This is a genomic window from Alicyclobacillus sp. TC (assembly GCF_016804365.1).
GTDB lineage: Bacteria > Bacillota > Bacilli > Alicyclobacillales > Alicyclobacillaceae > Alicyclobacillus_I > Alicyclobacillus_I tolerans.
This window is the reverse complement of record NZ_CP044434.1, coordinates 1818326-1842643: the sequence shown is the minus strand read 5'-3', so window position 1 is coordinate 1842643 and position 24318 is coordinate 1818326. Positions and strand designations below refer to the sequence as shown.

Sequence of the window (24318 nt, the reverse complement as noted above, 5' to 3'; positions counted from 1 at the left end):
GGATGAAAAGGCATTATTTCTGTGACTTTTGTGTTTTATCTTGAAAAAATAAGGGAAGAATTGACTATGACAACTTGGAAAGCGAGGACGAAGATGCCTATTTTGCGCAATCATTCGATTGAGCGGCCGCATCGGCAGCGTTTATCTGCGATTTCGTCTTCGTTTTTGTTTCATGTTTTCGTTTCTATCATCATCATTTCCTTGGTTTTTCTTCATCCGCCCACGCTGTTTCAAGGGGACACGGATACTGCGCGCAATTATTTAAATACGATAGTCTCGTCGTTGTCTACCATTTTGGCTTTGTGCATTTCCATCATCCTGGTGGCTATTCAATTGACGGCATCCAACTACACTCACCGAGTTCTCGATTTTTACGTGCGTATGCCTTATAATGGCTCGCTATTTCTGATTTATTTAGTTACCATCATGCACAGTTTTTTTCTAATGGCGCAAATCCATGAACCTTTGCGCGATCCGCTCTCTCCTCAGTTGCAGAAAGAAATGAGTGCGGATTTAGTGCTGGTGTTGATTTGCTTTCTTTCTATGCTTTTATATATGTATGCGGTTGTCCAACTGTTAAAGCCTGAAAGAATTGTTGCTCTCATTTTACGCGATTATCGCCGGGCAGTGCAGCGTCAACGTTGGCGTTCGGCTCTTGATAACATTGAACAAATTTGTGACATTGCCAAACGGGCCGCTTCTGTCAGCGATTCCGTCACAGGAACGTATTGTCTGCAGCGCATGCTCGAGGCTGCTCAGCAATTACCGCTTGCCACCGAAGAGGAGGCCATTATCAATGTGCATCAAAGTTATCTGGATCAGTGGAGTGAAATCATTGGTGTTGCCGTCAAAGAGCGAGAAACAGGACTCTTGCTAGCTTCTCTAGAAGCCATGTATCAACACGGTTGCGACTCGGTTAACGCGGAGTCTTGGACCATTGCAGAGCGTGTTGTGCGAACTTACAAACAATTGGCGCTGGGTCACCTCTTACCGGAAAGTCAAGCGTTTTATGTAGAACCTGTAGTTCATTATCTTTATGAGTTATCCCGTCAAGCAGCGGGCAGCGGAAAACGTGGCCGTCTCTTTGCGCTGCGCACATGGCGGGTCATCCAGAGTATCTCGCATGTGGTGTTTAGCGAACGGGAAATTGATGCTCCACATTATCTAACGCACAAAGCTATTCAAGAAATATTTTTTTCTCTAGGAAATCATCGCGATCTCGCTGATTTCTTAACCGTTTACTTCAATTTGGTCAAATCGTTTTTTTTGACAGCTACCCTTTCCGATGTTCGATTATGGGCAGACTGGTGGGAAGAAAACATGCTTGAGCATGGAACTGGTGAGCTCGGTGTTGAGCTAGCTAAAAAACTCGCTGAACATATTCAGCGAGGAGATGTGCTTTGCACATTGTCAGCGATTTGGCCGTGTTCGCCCACAATCTTGAAAGAAGAAAAAATGGCAACGGCTCAATGGATGGATTTTCGTCTCCTATTTGACGGTTGGCCGCAACCGACTCTGGATGAATCTTCTGATGTTATGTCTCAACACGGGACAAACCACTCCCTCTATACTTGATTTTTTCTCTTTAATAACGCTTCCATGTCGACTTGCCTCGGCGTGACAAACAAAGTTTGTTGATGATCATAAAGGACATGACCGGGTCTTGCCCCGTTGGGTTTCCATACATGTCGAGCCTCTGTATAGACAACTGCCACGTTCGATGAATCTCTGCTTTTGGAAAAATACGCAGCCAACAGAGCGGCTTCTTCAAGCGTCTTTTGCGGGATTTCTTGGTTGCCTTCGCGGCGAATCAACACATGGCTGCCGGCGCCGTCTTGGACGTGCAGCCAAAGATCGTGCGGTCGAGCACTCTTGATACTTAAACGATCGTTTTGTTGATTGTTGCGGCCAACCCAGATGCTCCATCCGTCATTGGACAAATAGTGATCGGGCTGTGAGGGGCGTTGGCTCTGTTTGGCAGGTTTTTTGCCGCGTATTTCAATTTTTTTGAGGAATCCTTCGTTTTCTAATTCTTTACGAATCTCTGGTAATTCCTGCAAAGAAGCGTCTTGCAGTTGGGCCAAAACACTGTCCAGATAAAGCAAATCTGCTTCTGCCGATCTCTTTTCTTGTTCTAGAATTTCAATACTGCGCTTACGTTTACTGCTTTGGCGAAAATAAGTCTGAGCGTTTTCCATGGCTGTTTTAGCCGGATCGAGAGGAATATGAATCATTTTCTCTTCATCTTCAAAACTTGGCAGTACGGCTTCTTTGGCTCCACGAGGAAGCGAATAACCGTAGGCGAGCAACAATTCGCCAAACATTCGCAATCGATCATGTTCGTGGCTATCTTCTTGCAAAGCGGAAATTTTAGCAAGCTTTCCACGCAAGCGATCTTGCGCTTTGCGAATGGCATCACTTAATGCTTTGTATTCACCGGTTTCTTGATGAATTGCCACTAGACGATGGAATACTTGTGCTACAGCCTCGCTCATATTCGACACAGCGATGGATTTTGGATAACTGTGTAACGGAAAAGGAGCGTAGGCTGTTGCTTTTTCTTCTTCATCGAGTCCTATGTGTGGTTCTGGGTGTCGCAAGGAGAAGGTGGCTAATCGTCGGATTTCCAACACCAGTTGGGCTTCCTCTGCCACATCGCTGCAACGATAAAGAGATTCACGGGCGCTCGTTGGACCTAAACCAGCGATCTGTTTGATCAATGACAATTGATTGGCTTTGCCCAGCCAATCTTGCTTGTCGAGAAGGGGTAAATCTTTTGCTGTCATCTCTAACGGATGTATTTTCTTTTGTGTAGGAGGAAATTCGTATGGAATACCTGGCAATATTTGGCGAACTCTGCTTTTGGAACTATCCACAAAGTAAATGGCGTCTATAATTTCATCGGGCTGTCCGTCGGGATGGGCGGTCGTTAGGATAAGATTACTGTGTTTTCCCATAATCTCAAGTGTCAATACAAAATAGTTCAAGTCCCCTAATTCGCTGCGAGCAGAAAAAAAGAACTGTACAACGCGATCGAGCTCCAACTGTCTGACATCAAGCAGGCGACCACCCTCTATATGACGGCGCAACTGCATGCAAAAGCGAGGTGGCTCAGGGGGAGCTACCGGCTTCTGTCCAGTTAAAAAGTGTACACGCGCGTAGGCTTTATGCGCAGAGAGAAGCAGCCAGCGACTGCCTTGCCGATGACGAAGCGACAATAGAATCTCGCTTGCCGTAGGCTGCTGGATTTTATCCACGCGACAACCAACCCACTCTTCTTTCCATTCTCTGACAAGTGTTGCCAGAGTTAATCCATCCATGACGGTTCCTCGCTTTCTCGGTATAAGCCAAACAGTACAAGCATAGACATGCAGGGACATGCAAGTAAAGGGGTGGATCCGGTGGAAAAGGAGTGGCATTCACTCAGCGTTGTTGACTGTATGGCAGAATTACAGTCCTCTCAAGATGGACTTTCGGAAACAGAAGCTGCCATGCGCCGTCAACAATTTGGTGCCAACCAGTTGGCAGAAGGCAACAAAGTCTCCCTGTTAACCGTATTTTTGAATCAGTTTCGCGATTTCATGATTTTAGTGCTATTAGCTGCCACGCTCATCTCAGGATTGCTTGGCGAGTATACCGATGCTATCACCATCATTGCCATTATCATTCTCAACGGAGTACTAGGTTTTGTACAGGAAGTGAGAGCGGAAAAATCCCTTGCAGCGCTCAAGGAACTTACTGCACCTGTTGCTCGGGTACGCCGTGCAGGTCAAGTTCTCTCGCTGCCAGCGCGTGATTTGGTTCCTGGCGATATGGTGCTACTTGCCGATGGCGATCGCGTTCCAGCTGACGCACGCATTGTAACAGCCACTCATTTCGCGGTAGAAGAATCCGCATTGACAGGAGAGTCGTTGCCTGTCAACAAGCAACCCGACCTGACCGTACAAGGAGATGCTCCTCTCGGTGACAGACGCAACATGGTGTATATGGGAACCATGGTGACACGTGGTAAAGCGGAAATTCTTGTGACGGCCACAGGCATGCAAACAGAAATGGGAAAAATAGCTCATCTCATGCAACAATCCGAAGATACTTTGACTCCATTGCAGAAACGTCTTGAAGAGCTGGGAAAGGTGCTCGTTTGGTTGGCTCTTGGTTTGACGGTGGTTGTGGTTTTGACTGGCGTATTGCACGGGCATCCTTGGGTACAGATGTTTCTGGCTGGTGTTTCTCTGGCGGTGGCTGCTATTCCAGAAGGATTGCCAGCCATTGTCACGATTGCTTTGGCACTTGGCGTACAGAGAATGATTAAACGTAATGCGATTGTTCGCAAATTACCATCTGTGGAGACGCTTGGATGTGCTACAGTAATTTGTTCAGATAAAACGGGTACATTGACGCAAAACAGAATGACTGCTTTGCACGTTTATGCTGATGGTGTGACCTACGATATCAGTGGAACGGGTTACGAACCAGCCGGTGAATTTTTACTTGCTGGGCAAAAAGTTCATCCGGATAAACGGGCTGCTCTGAAAAGTCTGATTGAAATTGGTGCAGTATGCAATAATGCGTTGATGGTACAAAAAAACTCAGAGAATGGAAGTCAATGGCAAGTTCAAGGAGATCCAACAGAAGGCGCATTGCTAGTTATGGCCGCTAAAGCTGGTTTTACTGAACCAGACAGTGTCTATACAAGGCTTGGCGAACGGCCATTTGATTCAGAACGCAAAATGATGTCCGTACTTGTTCAGCATGGCAATGAATACATGGCTTTTGTCAAAGGTGCACCTGACGTGTTGTTGAAAAAATCCACACGCATGTTTTCAGGTGGGCGAGAGGTCGGTCTTTCAGCTGGTTTGCAAAAATCTATTGTCGAGATGAATGATCGTTTTGCCAACGAAGCGTTGCGCAATCTCGCTTTTGCTTACAAAATGTTCCCTTCCCAAGAAGCTGCAATGGCTGGCGATTGGGAAAGTGATTTGGTCTTTGTAGGATTGTGCGGGATGATGGATCCACCACGTGAAGAAGCCTACGAAGCCATTTTAAAATGCCGAGAGGCAGGTATTCGCACTGTCATGATCACAGGCGATCATCAACAAACGGCTACAGCGATTGCCAAAAAACTGACGATTTTACCGGAAGGCGGTAAAGTTTTAACGGGTGCAGAGTTAGACAAGTTGAGCGATGAAGACTTATTGCGACTTGCTAAGCAGACGTTTGTCTATGCCCGAGTTTCCCCAGAACATAAGTTACGTATAGTTCGTGCTTTGCAGGCGAACGGAGAAATAGTTGCCATGACGGGTGATGGTGTGAACGACGCCCCTGCCATCAAACAGGCGGATATTGGGATTTCCATGGGGAAAAGTGGAACCGATGTGGCTAAAGAAGCTTCTTCGCTCGTCCTGGCAGACGACAACTTTGCCACCATTGTAGCAGCCGTAGAGGAAGGACGCGGCATATACGACAATATCAAAAAATTTATTCGCTATTTGCTAGCATCTAACGTTGGAGAAATCGTGACTATGTTTTTAGCCATGTTGATTGGATTGCCGTTGCCGTTGCAACCTATTCAAATTCTTTGGGTCAATCTTGTGACTGACGGGTTACCTGCGATTGCCTTAGGGGTCGATCCGGCGGAAAAAGACATTATGAAACGCCGCCCGCGCAATGTCCATGAAGGCATTTTCGCACGTGGTATGGGTACCAAGATTCTTAGCCGTGGCATTTTAATAGGAATTGTCACGCTGGCTGTGTTCATGTATACGCTGCAGCGCGAACACAATTTGCATTTGGCTCAAACCATGGCCTACGCAACTCTCACCATGGCCCAGCTCATACTCGTCTTTGATTGTCGTTCACTGGAAGGCGGTATCTTGAAACGAAACTTTTTTGGAAATATATGGCTTATTCTGGCGGTTGTTTCTTCGGTGCTCTTGTTTCTCATTACGCTTTATGTTCCTTCCATTGCCAGAGCTTTTGATACCGTTGCGCTTTCACCGACACAGTGGGCCATTGTTTTGGTCCTTGCGGCCATACCCACGTTTGCTTTATCGATTCGCAGGGCAGGCAGAAATGCGTTGCGCCCCAAAGACAAGAATGATTCTCATCGTTTTGCTGCATGATGCGAGGCAGGTTCAGTACCGGTTATCTGGCAACGCTGATATAGCGTTAGCCAGATTTTTTTGTTGAGATTCTCTGAGCTTCTTGTCCAATGATTCTCCCTAGGGTAGAATGGAAGCACTTTTGATTTGTCGGTATGAGACTGAGCGTTGCGTCAGATTCCATGATTTTCGTTTGGTGGCAGGCTTGGAATTTGGCGTAAGTACGCAAGGGGGAGCCGTGATGAGTATTAAACTCATCAATATCGGATTTGGCAATATCGTTTCAGCCAACCGAATCATCGCCATTGTTGCTCCCGAATCCGCGCCTATTAAACGCATTATTCAGGAAGCGCGCGATCGCGGTATGCTGATTGACGCAACGTACGGCCGAAGAACGCGCGCTGTTATTATTGTCGATAGCGGACACGTAATTCTGTCGGCTGTGCAACCGGAAACAGTTGCCCATCGCATGGCGAGCAAAGAACATATGATTGAGGATGAAGAATGAGCAGTCAGGTGCAAAGGCCCGGTTTGTTGTTTGTGTTAAGCGGCCCTTCTGGAGCAGGCAAAGGGACGGTCTGCAAGGCGTTATTGCAAAGAGAACGAGAGATGAAACTGTCTGTCTCCGTGACCACTCGCGCTCCGCGCGAGGGAGAACGGGAGGGTGTGAATTATTTTTTTCGTTCAGTCGAACAGTTCAAAGCCATGATTGAGGCTGACGAGTTGTTGGAATGGGCTAAGGTTTATGAGAATTATTACGGTACTCCAAAGACATTTGTTGCAGAACAGTTAGCTGCGGGGTATGATGTATTCTTGGAGATCGACATTCAGGGTGCGCTGCAGGTCAAACGACGCTTTCCGGATGGCGTGTTTTTATTTTTGATTCCGCCGTCTGCAGCCGAGCTGCAGTCGCGTATTCTTGGACGGGGCACGGAAACAGATGATTCATTTCGTCTGCGCTTTGGTGCGGCCAGAGAAGAATTGCAGATGATGCGCGAGTATAATTACGTCATTGTGAATGATCAGGTGGATCGCGCTGTATCTCGCATTCTTTCCATTATGGAAGCGGAACATTGTCGTGTGAAACGCAATCTCTACCTGTTGAACGAATGGTAATTCGGAGGTGGAATGGTAAATGCTTTACCCTTCTATTGACAAATTGTTAACCAAAGTGGACAGCAAATACGCGCTGGTTGTAGCTACAGCCAAGCGTGCACGCAAGTTACAGGATGCCAATATGAATGTGCCGGGATCATCCACTACCATGAATGTAAGCCGCGCCCTTTGGGAAATTGCTGACGGTGTCATTCGCTATGAGCGGGCACAGACTTCCTGAGTTGCGACGAGCGCCAAAAAGGAGCTTTGACTCTGCCATGGGGGCAGTGCAACCCGCTAGTGGGTTGGCCTGCCCTCTTTCTCGTGCGTATAGTGCATTGGAGGTGAAATGAATTTTATGGAAGATAAGCATATTTTATTAGGTGTTTCAGGTGGCATAGCCGCTTTTAAAGCGGCTTCGCTGGCGAGTCTTTTGGTCAAGGAAAAGTATGCGGTTCAAGTTCTGATGACTGAACATGCGCTTGAATTTGTCACGCCCTTGACTTTTCAAGCTTTGACCAAACGTCCGGTGATTGTCAGTACGTTTGATGAGCCGAGTCCGGACAGCATCGCACATATTCATCTGGCCGATCACGCCAAATTGTACGTGATTGCTCCCGCTACGGCGAATGTCATAGCGAAATTAGCTCACGGACTGGCAGATGATATGGTGACTACGACAGCACTTGCCGTAACCTGTCCATTGATGGTGGTGCCGGCCATGAATGTACACATGATGAATCATCCAGCGGTTATTGATAATTTGGAAATTCTTCGGTCGCGTGGTGTGTTGGTGGTTGATCCTGCAGAAGGACCGCTAGCCTGTGGATATACGGGGCGTGGACGACTTCCCGAACCTGAAGATATTGTCAGCGTAATTCGCGCTGTACTTTCTCGAGAAAAAGATTTGCAGGGATGCCGTATCCTGGTTACTGCTGGTCCGACTGTTGAAGCTATCGATCCGGTGCGCGTCATAACCAATCCTTCGTCTGGCAAAATGGGTTATGCGCTGGCGCGCGCGGCTGTAGAACGTGGTGCAGAGGTGACATTGGTGTCTGGACCGGTATCACTACCACCGGTAGAAGGTACTGAACTGATACGGATAGAGAGTACAAACGATTTGCTGGAGGCGGTTTCCCACCGTTTTTCAGACACCGATGTGTTGATTGCGGCAGCCGCGCCAAGTGATTTTCGACCTGCTGAACGATTGTCGAACAAATGGAAGAAGCAAAACGGGATTCCAAAAATTAAATTTATTTCCAATCCGGATGTTCTTGCCACTATGGGTCAGCAAAAAACGAATCAAATTTTGATCGGATTTGCAGCAGAAACAGAAGGGAATCCTGAGGAAGCGCGGCGCAAATTGGAGCAAAAGCGATTGGACATGCTTGTTCACAATAATATTTTGCTGCCCGGTGTTGGATTTCAAAGCGATACAAATGAAGTCACCTTATATCACGCGCACGGACAGGTAGAAACTTTGCCTAAAGCGAGCAAAAACGAGATCGCCCAGATCATTCTCGACAGAGTAGCAGCGCTTTGGCATGCTCGCAAGGAGGGCTAAACTGTGCGCCGCTGGATAGCCAATGTGGTAGTCAATGTAGCGGCGCGCGTAGTGGACAAGACTTTTTCCTACGCGGTGCCAGATGACTGGGAAATCCATCGTCTGCTTGGCAGTCGAGTTTTAGTGCCTTTTGCCAATCGCAAACTGGTAGGATATGTTCAGTCTTTGACGCCTGTCGATGTCAGACCCCCTGGCGTATCGACTGTCGAGTTGAAGCCATTGCTTGAGATGCTGGATAGTCTGCCGCTTTTGACACCAGACCTGCTGGCGCTGGCAGAATTTATTTCATACCGTTACGCAGCGACTCGTCTGCAGTCGATTGAGACGATGCTGCCCTCTTTGTTGCGAGGAATGCCCCGTCAGAAAGGTAAGGATAGTGGTGCCAAAGCATACCCTGTCCTGGTGCGCAGTGCTAGTCTGTCTGAACTGCAACAAGCACTCTCCAGTGCACGGGCAAATGCGCACTGGCTGAAGAAAATTCTTGCGGATTTAATGGTGGATGAAGAAATTGCGCTTGCCAAATGGGCCATCACCCCTAGTCATTCGAGTGTTCAGCAACTGCTTGAGCGAGGTTTGGCACAAATGCAATGGCGTGAGAAACCTCGTTTGCAAGCTTTCTATGAAGAATTGGCACTGAGTTCAGAAACGTCCACCAAGTCTTTGCCAGAACTGACATCCGCTCAGCAACGGACGCTCGCTCAACTGAGTCAAGCACTTGCTGTCAAGGAATCAAAAACTTTTGTGTTGCACGGAGTCACTGGGAGTGGCAAAACGGAAGTTTATTTGCGATTCATCGAACAGATTGTGAAAGCTGGCGGTGGTGCGATTGTGCTCGTTCCAGAAATTGCCTTGACACCGCAGATGGTAGAAAAATTTGTAAGCCGATTTGGTTCTAAGGTAGCACTTTTGCATTCTGGTTTATCCGATGGCGAACGCCGAGACGAGTGGATGAGGTTGCGCCGCGGCGAGGCATGCATTGCTGTTGGAGCGAGATCGGCCATCTTTGCTCCGGTCGCCAACTTGCGTTTGGTTGTTATTGACGAGGAGCATGAACCTACTTATAAGCAAGAAGAATCTCCACGCTATGATACACGCCAAGTTGCACTGGAGCGCGCTCGTTTGTGTCAGGCTATCGTCCTGTTAGGAAGTGCCACACCTTCTCTGTATGCTATGAATTTGGCGGAAACCGGCAAAGCACGAATGCTCAGTCTTCCCCAACGAGCGAATGGAAGGCCATTACCAACTGCTCAAATCATCGATATGCGGGAAGAATTGCGCAATGGACATACGAGTATTCTCAGCCGGGCCTTACAGGAAGCTCTAACGGAGACGCTCGCACGGCGTGAACAGACGATTCTTTTTCTGAATCGACGTGGTTATGCGTCTTTCTTGCTTTGTCGGCATTGTGGCGAAGGTGTAGAGTGTCCGCGTTGTAGTATTCATCTGACCTTACATCGGCAGGGACAAACAGGTGGATTTCGTTTGACATGTCACTATTGCGGATATTCGACGCCCGCACCAGAGCGTTGTCCGGCTTGCGCTGAAGCTGCTATGCGTCCGTATGGGCTGGGAACGCAACAAGTCGAGGATACGTTAAAAGAGCTGTTTCCCACTGCCCGCATATTGCGCATGGATGTCGATAGCACACGGCGCAAAGGAGCGCATAAAGATCTGTTGGATAAGTTTATGCATCAAGAAGCGGACCTTCTGATTGGCACGCAAATGATTGCCAAGGGACTTGATTTCCCCAATGTTACGCTGGTGGGTGTTTTAAATGCTGACTCACTTCTGATGGTACCGGACTATCGATCAGAGGAGAGAACTTTTCAGTTGCTGACTCAGGTAGCAGGGCGCGCTGGACGCGCAGAAAAACCGGGCAGCGTGCTGATTCAAACCTATCGTCCAGAGCACCATACGATAGTAGCTGCGGCGCGCCATGACTACAACGCGTTTTATCAATATGAGCGTTATCAACGATTACAGTATCGATACCCGCCTTTTTGCGAGATAGCAGCTTTTCTCGCTAGTCATCAAGAGGAACGTTATGCCAAAGGTGCTGCCGAGCGCTTTTTTCGCGAATTGATGCGTCATCCTGCTCCTGATGGGGTTGTTGTTTTACCAGCTTCGCCTGCTGGACTTTTGCGTGTAGAAGATAGGTATCGTTATCAGGTTGTGGTAAAGTATCCTGAGTGGAACAATGTGCGAGATTGGATCATCCAGGCGTTTGACACTGTCTATGAACGAATGCGGAAAATACAAGGCGTCTGTATATTAGATGTCTCCGCAGGTCGTATAGGTTAAGGAGTTCGGGAAGAGGAGAGGATGTTTATGGCGTTGCGTGTCATCCGTACGGGCAACGACCCTGTTTTGAGACAAGTCGCTAAACCGGTGCCAGTCGTCAATGAGGCTATTCGCAAGTTGTTAAGTGATATGGCAGAAACTATGTATCATGCCGAAGGAATAGGTTTGGCTGCTAATCAGATTGGAATTGCAAAGCGAATTGTAGTTATGGATATCGGTAAGGAATCAGGCTTGATTGAAATGGTTAATCCGGAAATTATAGAGAAATCCGGGACTCAGCGTTCTGTAGAAGGGTGTCTCTCATTGCCTGGCATCAGCGGTGAGGTAACACGCGCGGCGTATGTGCGCGTACGTGCTTTGAATAGACAGGGAGAGACTTTTGAAATAGAAGCCAAAGATTTGCTCGCTCGTTGCATTCAACATGAGATAGACCATCTCGATGGTATTCTCTTTACTGATTATTTAACTTCTGAACAGATTCGTAGAGATGAATCCTATGCTTCGGAGGCGCAGCAATGAGTGATTACCGCGTATTGTATCTCGGTACACCAGATTTTGCTGTGCCTGCTTTGAGGGCGTTAGCTGAAAGAGGATACCAACTTCGGGTTATCACACAACCGGATCGTCCAACTGGCCGCAAACGTTTGTTGACGCCTCCTTCTGTCAAACAGGAGGCTCTTCGTCTCGGCTTGCCTGTGTTGCAGCCAGAACGTCTCAAGACCCCCGAGGTGAGAGAGTATGTTGCCTCATTTTCTCCAGATGTTATGGTGACAGCTGCTTATGGGAAGATTTTGCCAGAATGGTTTCTCGAAATGGCTAAACAGGGTGGGTTAAACATCCACGCTTCTTTGCTTCCTAGATGGCGCGGCGCAGCGCCTATTCAAAGGGCCATCATGGCAGGGGATACGGTCACGGGCGTAACGCTTATTCAAATGGTACGCGAGTTGGATGCCGGCCCTATTCTGGCTGCGGCTCAAACTGAAATTGCCGCGAATGACAATGTGGAAACTTTGCATCAACGCCTTGCTGAAATGGGTGCTCAATTACTTATACAGTATTTGCCGAATTATTTGGCAGGCTGTTGTAAGCTACAACCGCAACCTGCAGAAGGTGTGACGTATGCAGAACGTATCTTGCGTGAGGACGAATGGATTGATTTTTGTCAGCCTGCATGTCAGGTGGATTGCCAAATTCGCGCTTTGACACCTTGGCCTGGTGCGTCAGTGATGGTGGAAAGTGAGCCTATGAAACTATGGAATGCGCGTTTGCTGGAAACTGTGATACCTGCGAAGGCGGTTCCTGGCGAAGTGGTGATGAATGGGAATTTGGTTTCTGTAGCTTGCGGTGATGGTAGATGGATTGAACTTATCGAAGTGCAACCTTCAGGGCGCAGGCGAATGCCTGCGGATGCCTGGATGCGTGGGTTAAACGGACGGCAGGTGATTTTTTCGTGCAAAGACGGCCATCCATAACAGCTCGTTCAGTTGCGCTGGCGGTGCTCACGCGCGTGGAGAGTGGAAACGCCTATGCCAATATTCTGCTGGCCGAGCAATTGGCGAATTCCCCCCTCGACGCGCGCGATCGAGGTTTGTGCACAGAATTGGTTTACGGTACCTTGCAACAAATGCGTCTTCTTGACGCTTGGCTGCAAACCTGTTTGCAACGCTCGCTGCAAAGTCTGGATAGCAACGTGCGATGGATTCTGCGCATGACAGCATACCAATTGCTTCACCTGGATCGTATACCTGATTATGCTGCCATCCACGCGGCGGTTGAAATGTGCAAAATTTCGGCTCCACGCGCTAGTGGTTTTGTCAATGGTGTTTTACGTAATCTGATGAGACGCGGCTCACCTCGTCAGCAGTTGGACAGGCTTTTACAGAATGTGACCGATCCGATAGAACGCCAAGCTCTATCCTTGTCATTGCCCACATGGATATACGCAGGTCTCAGTCAGCGATATGGTGCTGAAGCTGCTACCCGAATGCTGGAGGCGCAAAATCATCCTGTTCCGCTCAGTGTGCGCGTCAATTTGTTGCGAACCAACCGTGAAGAATTGTTGCAGCGTCTCCATCATCAACTGGGTGAGGGTGCGGCAGAGTCTTCGCCACTTTGTGAAGAAGCTGTGCATTTACGTTTATCGCAAGATGTCCGCTCACTCGATGTTTATGGTGACGGTTGGATGACTCTTCAAGATGAAGGAGCCATGCTTGTGGTGGAGGCTGTGGATCCACAGGCAGGTGAGCGTGTTTTGGATATGTGTGCCGCTCCTGGTGGCAAAACTACACATATGGCAGAACGCATGGGCAATCAAGGACGGATTGATGCTCTGGATGTGCATTTGCACAAAGTTCGATCGATCAAAGAAGCGGCTTCAAGATTAGGAATTGATATCATCCATCCGCGCTTGTTGGATGCACGCAAGGCCAGTAATCAACCGCCTTTGCAGGAAGTCTATGATGCTGTGTTGTTGGACGCGCCTTGCAGCGGTTTTGGCGTATTGCGTCATCGTCCCGATATTCGCTGGCGCAGAAGTCCTGCAGATATTGAAAGTTTGAAGGTTTTACAACAGGAATTGCTATGGAATGCGGCGCGTTTCGTTCGTCCTGGAGGTAGGATTGTCTATTCTACTTGTACGCTCTGGGCGGAGGAAAACGAACTGCTAGTTGAACGGTTTTTATTGGAACACAAGGAATTTCAGGTTGTGGCGGTTCCTCGGTTGGAGCGTCTTTTAGCAGGGCGGCATTTGACTCAACTAGGATACTTACTGTCGCCTGAATGGTATGCGACGGATGGATTTTATATGGTTCGACTGGAGAAACAAGTTTAGATGGTCTTGCCAATCGATATGTCAAGTAAGTATAGGAAGCTATGGAAGTCAAATTTAATGATGAAATCAGAAGAGAGGAATTTCTGAAATGGCAGTTCATCTATACAACATGCGCGAACAAGAACTCTCAAGCTGGTTTGCAGAAACTTTTCAGGAACCTGCTTATCGCGGTCGTCAAGTATTTGAATGGTTATATCAAAAACGCGTCACTGATATCCAACAGATGACCAATCTATCTAAGATATTGCGCGCAAAATTAGCCGAGTTTGCGTTTGTGCAAAATTCTACCGAGATTACCCGGCAAGTTTCGCGTTTTGATGGCACCACCAAGTTTCTGCTCGGTTGGCCTGATGGAGTGAGCGTTGAAACTGTACTGATGCGTCATGAATATGGCAACAGTGTCTGCGTTTCAACGCAAGTAGGGTGCAAGATGGGATGTACGTTCTGTGCCTCAACACTGGGTGGAATGATACGGCAAATGTCGGCAGGCGAAATGGTTGAGCAATTGATGTACAGTCAACGATTGCTCGATGAGCGGGGGCAACGTGTCTCTTCCGTCGTTTTGATGGGTTCTGGTGAACCGATGGATAACTTTGATGAGGCTATGAAATTTATTGATATTATTCACAGCCCTCGTGGTCTGAATATTGGATTGCGGCACATCACCATCTCGACCGTAGGTCTTGTGCCAGGTATTGTACGTCTTGCAGATGATGGACGTCCCATTACATTGGCCGTATCCCTGCATGCTCCAAATGATCAATTGCGTTCTGCCATGATGCCGGTCAATAAGGCCTATCCTATTGCAAAACTTATGGAAGCTTGTCACTATTACTACAGCAAGACTGGACGCAGAATCACGTTTGAGTATGCGCTGGTTGGCGGACAGAATGATAGCTTGGAGCATGCGCGGGAATTGGCGAAACTCTTACAAGATTTGCCCTGTCATGTCAATCTGATTCCTGTCAACTATGTGCCAGAGCGAAATTTGGAGCGTACTTCTGTGCAGGGTGTACAAGCGTTTCTACGACAACTGGAGTCGCTTGGCGTCCATGCAACGGTGCGACGTGAAATGGGCCATGACATTTCTGCTGCTTGCGGTCAACTGCGGGCAGAGCATCTTCGTAAGGCTTGACTTGCATACATTCTTTCTGGATAGACTGTGAGAGAATTGAAAGGTTTTATTCTATTGAATCTTCTGCTGGAGGTGGCAAATTGCTCTTTGCGGCCAAATCCCATATTGGTCTTGTCAGGCCAATGAATCAGGACAATTATGTGGTTCTGCCTCAGCTTTTTCCCAGGCAAGCGTGTGTGGTAGCAGATGGTATGGGTGGGCCGTCTGCGGGAGAAATAGCCTCGCAAATTGCCATTGAAAAAGTGAGTGAGTATTTGCTGGAACATCAGACAGAGGATATGGATGCTGAAGAATTGTTGCGTGAAGCGGTTCATGTGGCCAATCAACACATTTATTTGACTGGGAAAAATAATCCAGCTTATTTTGGCATGGGAACCACGATTGTTTGCGCTCTTCTTCATCCTCAATCCCTTCATATTGCCCATGTTGGGGATAGTCGAGCTTATCTTTACCACGCAGGTATTTTAGAGCAAATCACAGCTGATCATTCTCTGGTTGCAGAATTGGTAAGGCGAGGCCAATTAACTGAAGATGAGGCAAAGCACCATCCACAGCGGCATTTAGTCACACGTTCGCTGGGTGCAGAAGAACACCATTATCCAGATGTAAGAACGCTTTCCTGGGCAACAGGAGATACTCTTTTGCTCTGTACAGATGGACTTTTTAATCTTGTGGAGGAGAATGAACTTCTTCAAGCTATGGAAGAAGCTTCAAAATTGCTTGACAGTAAAGATCTTGACGATATAGCCACACAATTAATTCAAACTGCGCTCTCGAGAGGCGGTTCGGACAATATTACGTTAGTTTTGGCAGTGAATCGTAAAGGGGGTGAGAGACCGTGACGGAGCGCATTTTGGGCGGACGTTATCGTTTGCAGGAAACGATTGGCGGCGGCGGTATGGCAGTCGTCTATAAAGCAGTAGATGAACTGCTGGGAAGAACAGTCGCTGTAAAAATGCTCCGTCCCCAATTTGCTGGTGACGAAGAGTTCGTTCAGCGTTTTCGGCAAGAAGCGCAGGCGGCGGCCAAATTATCTCACCCTAATATTGTAAATCTATATGATGTTGGCATGTCAGACGAAGAGTATTTTATTGTCATGGAGTATGTGGATGGTCCTACGCTGAAGGATCTCATTAAGACAGAAGCACCATTGCCAGTAGAGAAAGTAGTCGACATTACTGCGCAAATTTGTGAAGCTCTGGCCCATGCTCATGAACATCGAATTATTCATCGCGACATTAAACCACATAACATTCTATTAACCAAATCTGGTCTGGTAAAGGTTACTGATTTTGGGATTGCTAGAGCTGTTACGGGAACAACCATTAACGATCGACAAGCCACTTCAGTACTCGGTTCCGTCCACTATTTTTCTCCAGAACAGGCTCGCGGCGGCAATGCTGATGTGAAAAGTGATATTTACAGTTTAGGTGTAGTGATGTATGAGATGTTGACCGGAGAGTTACCTTTTTCTGGTGATTCACCGGTCAGTGTGGCGCTTAAGCATCTGCGTTCTGACTTTGTTGAACCTCGACAATTAAACCGAAACATTCCGCAAAGTGTCGAAAATATTGTTCTACGTTGTTTAGCGAAATCACCTGAATGGCGCTATCCCGACATGACGGCCATGTTGGAAGACTTGGATGATGCGCTTGTTCATCCAAATGTGCAGAAACTCAGTCTGCCCAAGGAGGCTTCTGATGAAACGATTGCCGTGCCAGTTGTGCGTGAGGATAGTGCTATAACTGGTAACGATCAGGATAAAAACAAAAAGAAGAAAAAGAAAAATAAAAATAAGCCCAAAAGACCCTGGTGGCAAAAAATTCTCTATTCCATTTTAGTGCTTTTGGTCATCGGGCTTGGTATCTGGGCTGCATTAACCATTTTGACTCGCGTACTGGAAGTACCCAACTTAAATCTTCCCAATGTGGTGGGTGATCAAGAATCAGTCGCTCTTCAAAAATTGGAATCAGCCGGTTTTCAACCCAATCAGATAGTGGAAGACAGAGGAACGAGCGACAAACCCAAAGGGGTTGTTTACGATCAAAATCCTGAAGGTCCGACGGAAGTCAAACAAACAAGAATCATTACTATCTATGTGAGTAGTGGTGCACCAACAGTCAAGATGCCTGATTTAACTGGCGTAATTGCAGATATGGCGGAACAGACTTTGGTAGATGCGGGATTTACGCGCAGCCATATTGTCATCAAAAATGAGACAAATTCCAACACTCCTTCAGGCGAAGTGATTTCTACGAATCCACCCGCTGGGACAACTGTGGCTACAAACAGTACTGTTACACTTTATGTCTCACAAGGGCAATCCAGTGTTTCTGTGCCAAATGTGGTAGGAATGAGCTACGCTGATGCCGTCAAAGCATTGGAAGCAGTAGGATTACAGGTAGGTACAGTTACACCTGTCAATTCTACAAAGCCGAGTTCTACGGTCGTACAAACTTCACCTGCGGCGGGTGCTAATGTACAACCTAATTCAACGATTAATCTGTACATTTCTGACAATCCAAACACTTCAAGCAATGGTTCGTCGAGTAACAACAGTACAGGTGGGAATTCAACATCGAATACGCCGCCGCCGAATACGACCCCGCATCAGGTGAAAATCACTGTTCCTGTTAATTCTGGGCAGGGGCCTGTACATGTGCAAATTGCTTTGACAGATGCTGAAGGCAGCGGGCAAATAGTCGTTAATCAAGAGATTTCGCAAACAACAAGTTGGACAGAAACGCTTTATTTGCAACCCGGAGAAAATGGGCTGGTACAGGTTTATTTGAATGGCAATCTGGTCAAGACCGTTCAGGTGCAGGGATAGAACAGAAAACGCTCCAATCAGGAGGGATGTGCTTGCAAGGGCGAGTCATTCGTGCGCGCGGTGGTTTCTTTGATGTTTATACAACAGAAGAAATAGAACGTCGTTGCCGTGCACGCGGTATTTTTAAAAAAAGAGGACAGACTGTGTTGGTGGGCGATCTCGTTCAACTGGTGCCGATGGGAGAAACCGAAGGCGTCATTGAAGAAATCTTGCCGCGCAGTACAGAACTGTTACGCCCGCCAGTTGCCAATATTACGCAAGCTTTTGTCATCTTTTCCATTGTTGAGCCGCTCATTCAAACCTACTTGCTCGATGGTCTTCTTGTGGCTGTTCAACAGGCCGGGATTCGACCTATCATTGTTTTTACAAAATGTGATATTGCAACGGATCAAGATAAAGAAGATTTGTTTAACCAATACCGATTGACTGGATTCCCCATTTTTTTCGTCAGTAGTCGCAAAGAAATCGGGCTAGAAGATGTGAAAGAGGCGTTGACAGGAGAAATCACTGTATTGGCAGGCCCATCCGGTGTCGGCAAGTCTTCTTTGCTCAATGCCTTAGCACCTCATTTTTCCCTTGAAACTGGAGGAATTAGCGAAAAAATGGGGCGTGGTCGACATACCACGCGCCATGTTTCTCTTCTCTCAGTCGGTGAAAACGCGTGGGTTGCTGATGCTCCTGGCTTTAGTCAATTAAGTTTGTCGGTGGCCTCTCAGGATGTCCGACTCTATTATCCTGATTTTTTTCCCTTTGCCCAAAATTGTCCCTATCGAGGATGTTTACATTTGCAAGAAGAAAATTGTGCTGTACAAGCTGCGGTTGAACGGGGAGATTTGCCTGCAGAGCGTCTCACCAATTACCAAACATTGGTTAACAATAAGATAGAACAGGAGGGACGTCAATATTGAAAAAAATTCTTGCCCCCTCCATTCTGTCAGCCGACTTCAGCCGTCTGTCTGAGCAAGTGGACGAAGTAGTTGTGGCAGGTGCAGAATGGATTCACGTCGATGTCATGGATGGTCATTTTGTTCCCAATCTCAGTATGGGTCCTGTAGTCGTGGATGCCCTACGCAAATCGTTCCCTTCTCTTTTCTTAGACGTGCATCTCATGGTTGAAGCCCCGGAAAAATGGATTACTTCTTTTGCCAAGTCAGGCGCCAATCGCCTGACCATTCATGCTGAATCCACTCCTCATGTGCATCGTGCTATACAAATGATTCGCAGCGCTGGTTTGCAAGCGGGTATAGCATTTAATCCAGCTACTGGATTAGATACGCTAGCCTATATTGTTGAAGATGTCGATCTCGTTTTAGTCATGACTGTAAATCCAGGTTTTGGCGGTCAACATTTAATTCCTGCCACGTTGCCCAAAATTTCTGAAGTCAGACGCAAGCTGATTGAGTATGGGTGCAGTACGGCACATGTACAGGTAGATGGCGGAATATCTCTGGAGACGCTTGAACAGGTGATGTCTGCGGGCGCCAATGTCATAGTGGCTGGATCGGCCATTTTTGAAGCGGCTCACCCCAAAGAACGTGTCCAGGAATTTCTTTCTCGATTTTAAGCTTGGCTCACAGCACATTTTCTCCTTAATTGAATATACATCCTAAGAGATGGTGACCATGCGGCGCTGTTCGCAGCGATATGGGTCCAAAGGGGAGGGAAAGTGTGTTGAAATTTTACACGATTAAACTTCCAAAATTTCTAGGTGGTATTGTCAAAGCAGTGTTGGGAACGGTTTCCAAGGACTAATGAATGTCAAATGTATAGTATAGCTAGCATGAGATGGGAATTTGCTGACTCATTTCAACTTTGCAGAGCAGGTCAGTGGGAACAAAAAAAGCACCCGTGCAAACGAGTGCTTTTTTCGCTGAATGAAATAATCCTCTTCATCAGTAATGGTTAAACCCAAATTCAAACCGCTCTGGTCACCCTGCCGGATTTTAGGCATGTTGTGCAAACCCGCATCCGCTTCACGGTTCCGTTCACGTTGACGCGAACGGGCTGAAGGTTAGGGAGCCAACGGCGCTTGGTGAGAATATGGGAGTGGCTGACTTTGTGGCCAACCTGCGGACCCTTGCCGCACACTTCACAGCGTCTCGCCATGATGGAGCACCTCCTTGGCTACGAATGCTGCCCAAAGGCAGAATTTGCAGTCGATCGTTAACCCCAGACATCTTAGCATATGGGTCACTGGACTGCAATCATTTTGCGCGTCGCTTTTCCTCAATATCCTGATATAGTACAATGGGCAGTAAATAGCTGGTTGGAGATAGGGAGGTTGCCCATGCCGAAGACTTTTGAAACGGAATTGGGTCAAGTGACCGTGATGGAAGAGGTAATTGCCACTGTTGCAGGTTATGCCGCAATGGATTGTTATGGCTTGGTAGGCATGGCTTCTCGACGACAGGTCAAGGATAGCCTGACAGAACTGTTAGGCAGGGACAATCCAGGACGTGGTGTGGAAGTTCGCATTGATGAAAATGGCGATGTGGAAGTAGATTTGTACATCATTGTTTCCTATGGTACAAACATCTATGAAGTTGCTCAAAATCTGCGCGAGAAGGTTCGATATATGCTGCAGGAAAGTGTTGGTTCGGAAGTCAGTCGGGTAAATATTTACGTTCAGGGTGTTCGCGTTTCCAGCAACTCATAGGAGGACTGCATGGCCAATCCATCTTTTCTTCTCTCATCTCATCAATGGCAAATCCTGCTCGGCGCTGCGCACGCTGAGCTTTCTCTGCATGAAGAGGAAATTAACGCTTTGAATGTATTTCCTGTCCCAGATGGTGACACAGGAACCAACATGAATCTCACTTTTACGGCAGGCATTAAAGCGTTGCACGGAAAATCGTTTCAGACCTGTGCAGAAGTCAGTAAAATATTTGCGGAAGGCCTTTTAATGGGAGCTAGAGGTAACTCGGGGGTTATTCTCTCTCAACTTTTCCGTGGTTTCAGTCAAGTGGATGTAACCGCTTTTAGTGTAAACCAGTTTGCCAAAGCTTTCTTTGAAGGAGTGCAAATTGCCTATCGAGCTGTTTCGAAGCCAGTTGAGGGGACGATTCTCTCTGTGGCAAGAGATGTTGCACAAGCCGCTCAGAAAGAAGCGCGCCAAGAGAATGCTGATTGGACATCCTTGTTTGCCGTCATCGTAGAGAGTGCAAAACAGAGTTTGGCTGCTACACCGCAACAGTTGCCTGTCTTAAAACAAGCAGGAGTGGTAGACTCTGGTGCGCAGGGCCTCGTCTATATTCTCGCAGGCATGGCGGATGCAGTGTCGAGATGGAATAAGGATCAGGCATCTCCCCAGTACACGGAAACGGATACTTTTAATCCATCAAAATTAGAGCAGAAGAGCTTTTATCCTGCCGAGAATGTTGAAAATATCAGCAGCGATACTATTCATGAGCTGGTTGAATCTCACAGACATTACGGTTACTGTACAGAAGCTCTAATTCGGATAGAAGCTGGAGATGTGGATAGAGCTGGCGAATCTTTGCGTCATCAGTTACTGGCTGAAGGTGGCGACTCTTTGGTATTGGTAACGTCACCTCCATATTTGCGTATGCATGTTCACACGCTGCATCCTGGTCAAGCGTTGGAAGTGGCATTGCAGTTCGGTCCCCTTGTGCAGATTAAGATAGAGAACATGACAGAGCAAAATGCCCATTTGCATCAAGTTGAACAAGACTCAAGGCCGTATCCAGCGGCTCAAGATTCTACGGAGGAAGTGCAAAACATTGACCAGATGGCGATTGTTGCTGCTATCAATGGAGAAGGTTTTCGTAGAGTCTATGAATCGCTTGGTGTGACAGTCTTGGTAGGGCAAGAACCATTGGCCAATCCAAGCATTGAAGACTGGTCCAAAGCGATTGAGGCGAGTGGCGCAGAGCAAGTGATTCTTTTACCCAACCATAAAAATGTCCTTCTTTCTGCTGAGCAGGCTGCTCAACTGATGACAAAAGCAAACAAACGGGTTTCTGTGGTTCCAACGCGCACTCCGGTACATGGTATCGCTGCATTGCTTGCATTCTCTCCTCATCTTGGATTTGATGAAAATAATCTGGCCATGCAACGAGCGGTTTCTCAATGTCGAGTGGGAATGGTTGCCAAAGCAAGCCGTGATTCTGTCTATCAAAATCGTGAAGTCCGTGCAGGACAGTTTCTAGCACTTCTTGAAGATGAACTGTTGAACGTTCTGCCAGATGCAAATGATGCCCTTGTCTATTTACTAAAAGAGCTTGTTCAGCCAGATTCAGAACTCATTACCGTTTATACCGGATCGGCGGCTTCCACTTCGGATTTGTCCTTGCTTCGACAGCAAATTGTGGCGCTTACGGAAATAGAAGTGGAGTTTCAAGAGGGCGGTCAATCGGTGTTTGATTATTTTATCACGGTGGAGTGAACGGTTTTGCTTGAAAAGGTGCCTGTCACACATGTGGCTGGTATAGGACCGGCCAAAACCAAGGCATTGGCCGAACTTGGCATTCATGATGTTGCTGCATTGCTCACGCATTTTCCTTACCGTTATGACGATTTGCGTATTCGTCCACTGCTGTCTTATGCGGATGGTGACAGGGTGCGCGTTCAGGTGACCATTAATGGGTCGCCTAAACTGCGTTGGCAAAATGGAAAATCTATTCTCCAGGCACCTGTTCTGGTTGATTTTCAAACCCCTGCGTACGCTATGTGGTTTAACCAACATTATTTACAAAAACGTCTGCGCGAAGGCGAAGTTGTCATTCTGCAAGGAAAATGGAGCGAACGTTACCGTCGTATCGCCGTTTCTCATACAGAGTTTGGCAACCAGCGACTACGTTCAGAAGAAGCGGCCATGTACCCTGTCTACCGTTCAAGCAAACAAATCTCTTCGCCGCAAATAGCTGCTTTTATACAACAAGCACTGGCGCAATTTCAAGATCAAATTGTTGATTTATTGCCGCTTGAATTGCGGCAGCGTTATAAACTGGTAAATCGTTATGAAGCGTTACTTGCCATGCATCGGCCCCGAACCCGGGAGGAGTTGCGACAAGCCCACCGGCGACTTGCTTTTGAAGAATTTTTTTTATTCCAGTTGCAACTGCAGCGATATCGTGTTCAAGCCAAATTGCAGTCAGACGGAGTCGTCCGTCATGTACCTTCTGATGTATTCGAAAAGTTTGCTGATGCGCTGGAAGGATTTACGCTAACGGATGGTCAATACGATGCTATGCAAGAGATTTATCATGATCTCCATAGTCCACGTGCCATGACGAGACTGCTTCAGGGGGATGTCGGATCGGGCAAAACATGGGTTGCCTTCTTTGCCGCCTATGCTATGGTACGTGCTGGCTGGCAAGTGGCTATGATGGCTCCTACAGAAATTCTCGCCGAGCAGCATCTTCTTGAAGCTCGCAAGCGGCTTGAGCCACTGGGTGTACGTGTAGCTTTGCTCACAGGTTCCACAGGTATTCGCGAACGCAGAGAGATTCTGGCACTTCTGGCGGCCCATCAGGTCGATCTCCTTTTAGGCACACACGCCTTGCTGACAGGAGATGTGGAGTTTGCTCGTTTAGGGCTGGTCATTACCGATGAGCAGCATCGCTTTGGCGTTGCACAGCGTGGTACGTTGCAAGAAAAAGGGGAGCGCACCGACATTCTCTATCTGTCTGCCACGCCCATACCGCGTACATTGGCGCTTGCCATCTATGGAGATTTAGATGTTTCCGTGATTCGCGAACGTCCAAAAGGCAGGCAGCCTGTACGTACATATTGGTTGCGAAGCAGTGAAGAAGACAAAGCAGTTCGCATGGTTCGTCGTGAACTGGCTAAAGGTCGGCAGGCTTATATAGTCGCTCCACTTGTGGAGGATTCGGAAAAACTGGAGGCGACATCGGCTGTGTCGCTGTACGAGCAGATGCAGTCGCATTTGGCCGGCTATCGAGTCAGTATGTTGCATGGGCGTCAGTCGGCGAAAGAAAAGGACGCCATCATGCGTTCCTTTATAGCAGGTGAAATTCAAGCGCTTGTTTCTACAACCGTCATCGAAGTCGGTATTGACGTTCCCAATGCCACCATCATGTTGATTTACCATGCCCAGCGTTTTGGCCTTGCCCAGTTGCACCAACTGCGCGGACGCGTTGGTCGTGGTGCGAATGCAAGTTTTTGTATTCTTCTTGGTGATCCGCCTGGAGATGTGGCCAAGCAACGTCTTGAAACCATGGTTGGTACAGATGACGGTTTTTTGATTGCGGAAAAGGACTTGGAGTTGCGCGGTCCAGGAGAGTTTCTTGGCGTAAGGCAAAGCGGATTGCCGGAATTTACTGTAGGGGATTTGGCTCGCGATTTAAATATCATGCAAGTCGCTCGCGATGAGGCAGAGAAACTATTGCAGGAAAACGAATTTTGGCTGCTCCCGGTTTACGAAGGTTTGCGTAAACATCTGTTTGAAGCAGATTCGGCAGGGCTAAAATATTAAAAATT

At 47.6% G+C, this 24318-nt stretch carries 21 protein-coding genes; 19 read left to right on the top strand and 2 right to left on the bottom strand.

Translation table 11 applies throughout. The annotated features are described in order from the left end of the window. Positions 1-66 precede the first annotated feature (66 nt). Positions 67-1575 carry a DUF2254 family protein gene (locus FY534_RS09130; RefSeq protein ID WP_203114366.1) on the top strand — a complete coding sequence of 503 codons (1509 nt, stop codon included), beginning with the start codon at positions 67-69 and terminating at the stop codon, positions 1573-1575. Here FY534_RS09130 and FY534_RS09125 read toward each other — a convergent pair. Beyond that, positions 1566-3320, bottom strand: a complete 1755-nt coding sequence (locus FY534_RS09125; RefSeq protein WP_203114365.1) for an Rqc2 family fibronectin-binding protein — start codon at positions 3318-3320, stop codon at positions 1566-1568. The two genes, FY534_RS09130 and FY534_RS09125, sit on opposite strands and share 10 nt — an antisense overlap. A gap of 48 nt (positions 3321-3368) precedes the next feature. Here FY534_RS09125 and FY534_RS09120 point away from each other — a divergent pair, with 48 nt between their 5' ends. From FY534_RS09120 to spoVM, 15 genes are all read left to right on the top strand, one after another. Beyond that, complete coding sequence (locus FY534_RS09120) at positions 3369-6122, top strand: calcium-translocating P-type ATPase, SERCA-type (RefSeq protein WP_203114364.1); 2754 nt, start codon at positions 3369-3371, stop codon at positions 6120-6122. A 220-nt stretch (positions 6123-6342) separates the two neighbouring features. Then, a complete protein-coding gene (gene remA, locus FY534_RS09115; RefSeq protein ID WP_072873799.1) occupies positions 6343-6609 on the top strand; it encodes an extracellular matrix/biofilm regulator RemA in 267 nt (88 codons plus the stop codon). Then, the gene (gene gmk, locus FY534_RS09110) at positions 6606-7217 is read left to right on the top strand and encodes a guanylate kinase (RefSeq protein ID WP_072873800.1); all 612 of its coding nucleotides are present in this window, start codon (positions 6606-6608) and stop codon (positions 7215-7217) included. The genes remA and gmk overlap by 4 nt, the downstream gene beginning before the upstream one ends. A gap of 19 nt (positions 7218-7236) precedes the next feature. Continuing rightward, positions 7237-7437, top strand: coding sequence for a DNA-directed RNA polymerase subunit omega (gene rpoZ / locus FY534_RS09105; protein ID WP_072873801.1), 201 nt, complete (start codon positions 7237-7239; stop codon positions 7435-7437). Between the two features lie 117 nt (positions 7438-7554). Beyond that, a complete protein-coding gene (gene coaBC, locus FY534_RS09100) occupies positions 7555-8760 on the top strand; it encodes a bifunctional phosphopantothenoylcysteine decarboxylase/phosphopantothenate--cysteine ligase CoaBC (protein WP_203114363.1) in 1206 nt (401 codons plus the stop codon). Positions 8761-8763: 3 nt separating this feature from the next. Then, positions 8764-11061, top strand: coding sequence for a replication restart helicase PriA (priA, locus tag FY534_RS09095; protein WP_203114362.1), 2298 nt, complete (start codon positions 8764-8766; stop codon positions 11059-11061). 27 nt (positions 11062-11088) lie between these two features. Then, complete coding sequence (gene def / locus FY534_RS09090; protein WP_072873803.1) at positions 11089-11580, top strand: peptide deformylase; 492 nt, start codon at positions 11089-11091, stop codon at positions 11578-11580. Continuing rightward, the gene (gene fmt, locus FY534_RS09085; RefSeq protein WP_072873804.1) at positions 11577-12533 is read left to right on the top strand and encodes a methionyl-tRNA formyltransferase; all 957 of its coding nucleotides are present in this window, start codon (positions 11577-11579) and stop codon (positions 12531-12533) included. The genes def and fmt overlap by 4 nt, the downstream gene beginning before the upstream one ends. Next, the gene (gene rsmB / locus FY534_RS09080) at positions 12512-13891 is read left to right on the top strand and encodes a 16S rRNA (cytosine(967)-C(5))-methyltransferase RsmB (protein ID WP_203114361.1); all 1380 of its coding nucleotides are present in this window, start codon (positions 12512-12514) and stop codon (positions 13889-13891) included. Before fmt ends, rsmB begins: the two co-directional genes overlap by 22 nt. 88 nt (positions 13892-13979) lie before the next feature. Next, on the top strand, positions 13980-15026 hold the full coding sequence (gene rlmN / locus FY534_RS09075) for a dual-specificity RNA methyltransferase RlmN (protein WP_072873805.1): 1047 nt from the start codon (positions 13980-13982) through the stop codon (positions 15024-15026). Between the two features lie 80 nt (positions 15027-15106). After that, positions 15107-15868, top strand: coding sequence for a Stp1/IreP family PP2C-type Ser/Thr phosphatase (locus FY534_RS09070; protein WP_072873806.1), 762 nt, complete (start codon positions 15107-15109; stop codon positions 15866-15868). Next, complete coding sequence (gene pknB / locus FY534_RS09065) at positions 15865-17856, top strand: Stk1 family PASTA domain-containing Ser/Thr kinase (protein ID WP_072873807.1); 1992 nt, start codon at positions 15865-15867, stop codon at positions 17854-17856. Before FY534_RS09070 ends, pknB begins: the two co-directional genes overlap by 4 nt. Before the next feature lie 32 nt (positions 17857-17888). Next, complete coding sequence (rsgA, locus tag FY534_RS09060; RefSeq protein ID WP_238413476.1) at positions 17889-18764, top strand: ribosome small subunit-dependent GTPase A; 876 nt, start codon at positions 17889-17891, stop codon at positions 18762-18764. A gap of 5 nt (positions 18765-18769) precedes the next feature. Further along, positions 18770-19420: a ribulose-phosphate 3-epimerase gene (rpe, locus tag FY534_RS09055; RefSeq protein WP_072873857.1), complete on the top strand. Its 651-nt coding sequence runs from the start codon at positions 18770-18772 to the stop codon at positions 19418-19420. A 107-nt stretch (positions 19421-19527) separates the two neighbouring features. Then, positions 19528-19608 carry a stage V sporulation protein SpoVM gene (spoVM, locus tag FY534_RS09050; protein WP_129583545.1) on the top strand — a complete coding sequence of 27 codons (81 nt, stop codon included), beginning with the start codon at positions 19528-19530 and terminating at the stop codon, positions 19606-19608. Between the two features lie 162 nt (positions 19609-19770). On the opposite strand, the gene rpmB is transcribed toward spoVM, so the two are convergent. Next, on the bottom strand, positions 19771-19962 hold the full coding sequence (rpmB, locus tag FY534_RS09045; RefSeq protein WP_072873810.1) for a 50S ribosomal protein L28: 192 nt from the start codon (positions 19960-19962) through the stop codon (positions 19771-19773). Positions 19963-20143: 181 nt separating this feature from the next. On the opposite strand from rpmB, the gene FY534_RS09040 reads away from it, so the two are divergent. From FY534_RS09040 to recG, 3 genes are read left to right on the top strand one after another with little or no spacing between them, the layout of a single operon-like run. Continuing rightward, a complete protein-coding gene (locus FY534_RS09040; protein WP_072873811.1) occupies positions 20144-20512 on the top strand; it encodes an Asp23/Gls24 family envelope stress response protein in 369 nt (122 codons plus the stop codon). 9 nt (positions 20513-20521) lie between these two features. Further along, positions 20522-22261, top strand: a complete 1740-nt coding sequence (locus tag FY534_RS09035) for a DAK2 domain-containing protein (protein WP_203114358.1) — start codon at positions 20522-20524, stop codon at positions 22259-22261. 6 nt (positions 22262-22267) lie between these two features. Continuing rightward, a complete protein-coding gene (gene recG / locus FY534_RS09030; protein WP_203114357.1) occupies positions 22268-24313 on the top strand; it encodes an ATP-dependent DNA helicase RecG in 2046 nt (681 codons plus the stop codon). The last annotated feature ends 5 nt before the right edge of the window (positions 24314-24318 follow it).

Bases quoted from the DNA above. Each gene is read 5' to 3' on its own strand.
- rlmN (WP_072873805.1), top strand. From the start codon at position 13,980: ATGGCAGTTCATCTATACAACATGCGCGAACAAGAACTCTCAAGCTGG.
- coaBC (WP_203114363.1), top strand. From the start codon at position 7,555: ATGGAAGATAAGCATATTTTATTAGGTGTTTCAGGTGGCATAGCCGCT.
- FY534_RS09120 (WP_203114364.1), top strand. From the start codon at position 3,369: ATGCAGGGACATGCAAGTAAAGGGGTGGATCCGGTGGAAAAGGAGTGG.
- remA (WP_072873799.1), top strand. From the start codon at position 6,343: ATGAGTATTAAACTCATCAATATCGGATTTGGCAATATCGTTTCAGCC.
- FY534_RS09040 (WP_072873811.1), top strand. From the start codon at position 20,144: ATGCCGAAGACTTTTGAAACGGAATTGGGTCAAGTGACCGTGATGGAA.
- FY534_RS09125 (WP_203114365.1), bottom strand. From the start codon at position 3,320: ATGGATGGATTAACTCTGGCAACACTTGTCAGAGAATGGAAAGAAGAG.
- rpmB (WP_072873810.1), bottom strand. From the start codon at position 19,962: ATGGCGAGACGCTGTGAAGTGTGCGGCAAGGGTCCGCAGGTTGGCCAC.
- FY534_RS09130 (WP_203114366.1), top strand. From the start codon at position 67: ATGACAACTTGGAAAGCGAGGACGAAGATGCCTATTTTGCGCAATCAT.
- rpoZ (WP_072873801.1), top strand. From the start codon at position 7,237: ATGCTTTACCCTTCTATTGACAAATTGTTAACCAAAGTGGACAGCAAA.
- def (WP_072873803.1), top strand. From the start codon at position 11,089: ATGGCGTTGCGTGTCATCCGTACGGGCAACGACCCTGTTTTGAGACAA.
- fmt (WP_072873804.1), top strand. From the start codon at position 11,577: ATGAGTGATTACCGCGTATTGTATCTCGGTACACCAGATTTTGCTGTG.
- gmk (WP_072873800.1), top strand. From the start codon at position 6,606: ATGAGCAGTCAGGTGCAAAGGCCCGGTTTGTTGTTTGTGTTAAGCGGC.
- FY534_RS09035 (WP_203114358.1), top strand. From the start codon at position 20,522: ATGGCCAATCCATCTTTTCTTCTCTCATCTCATCAATGGCAAATCCTG.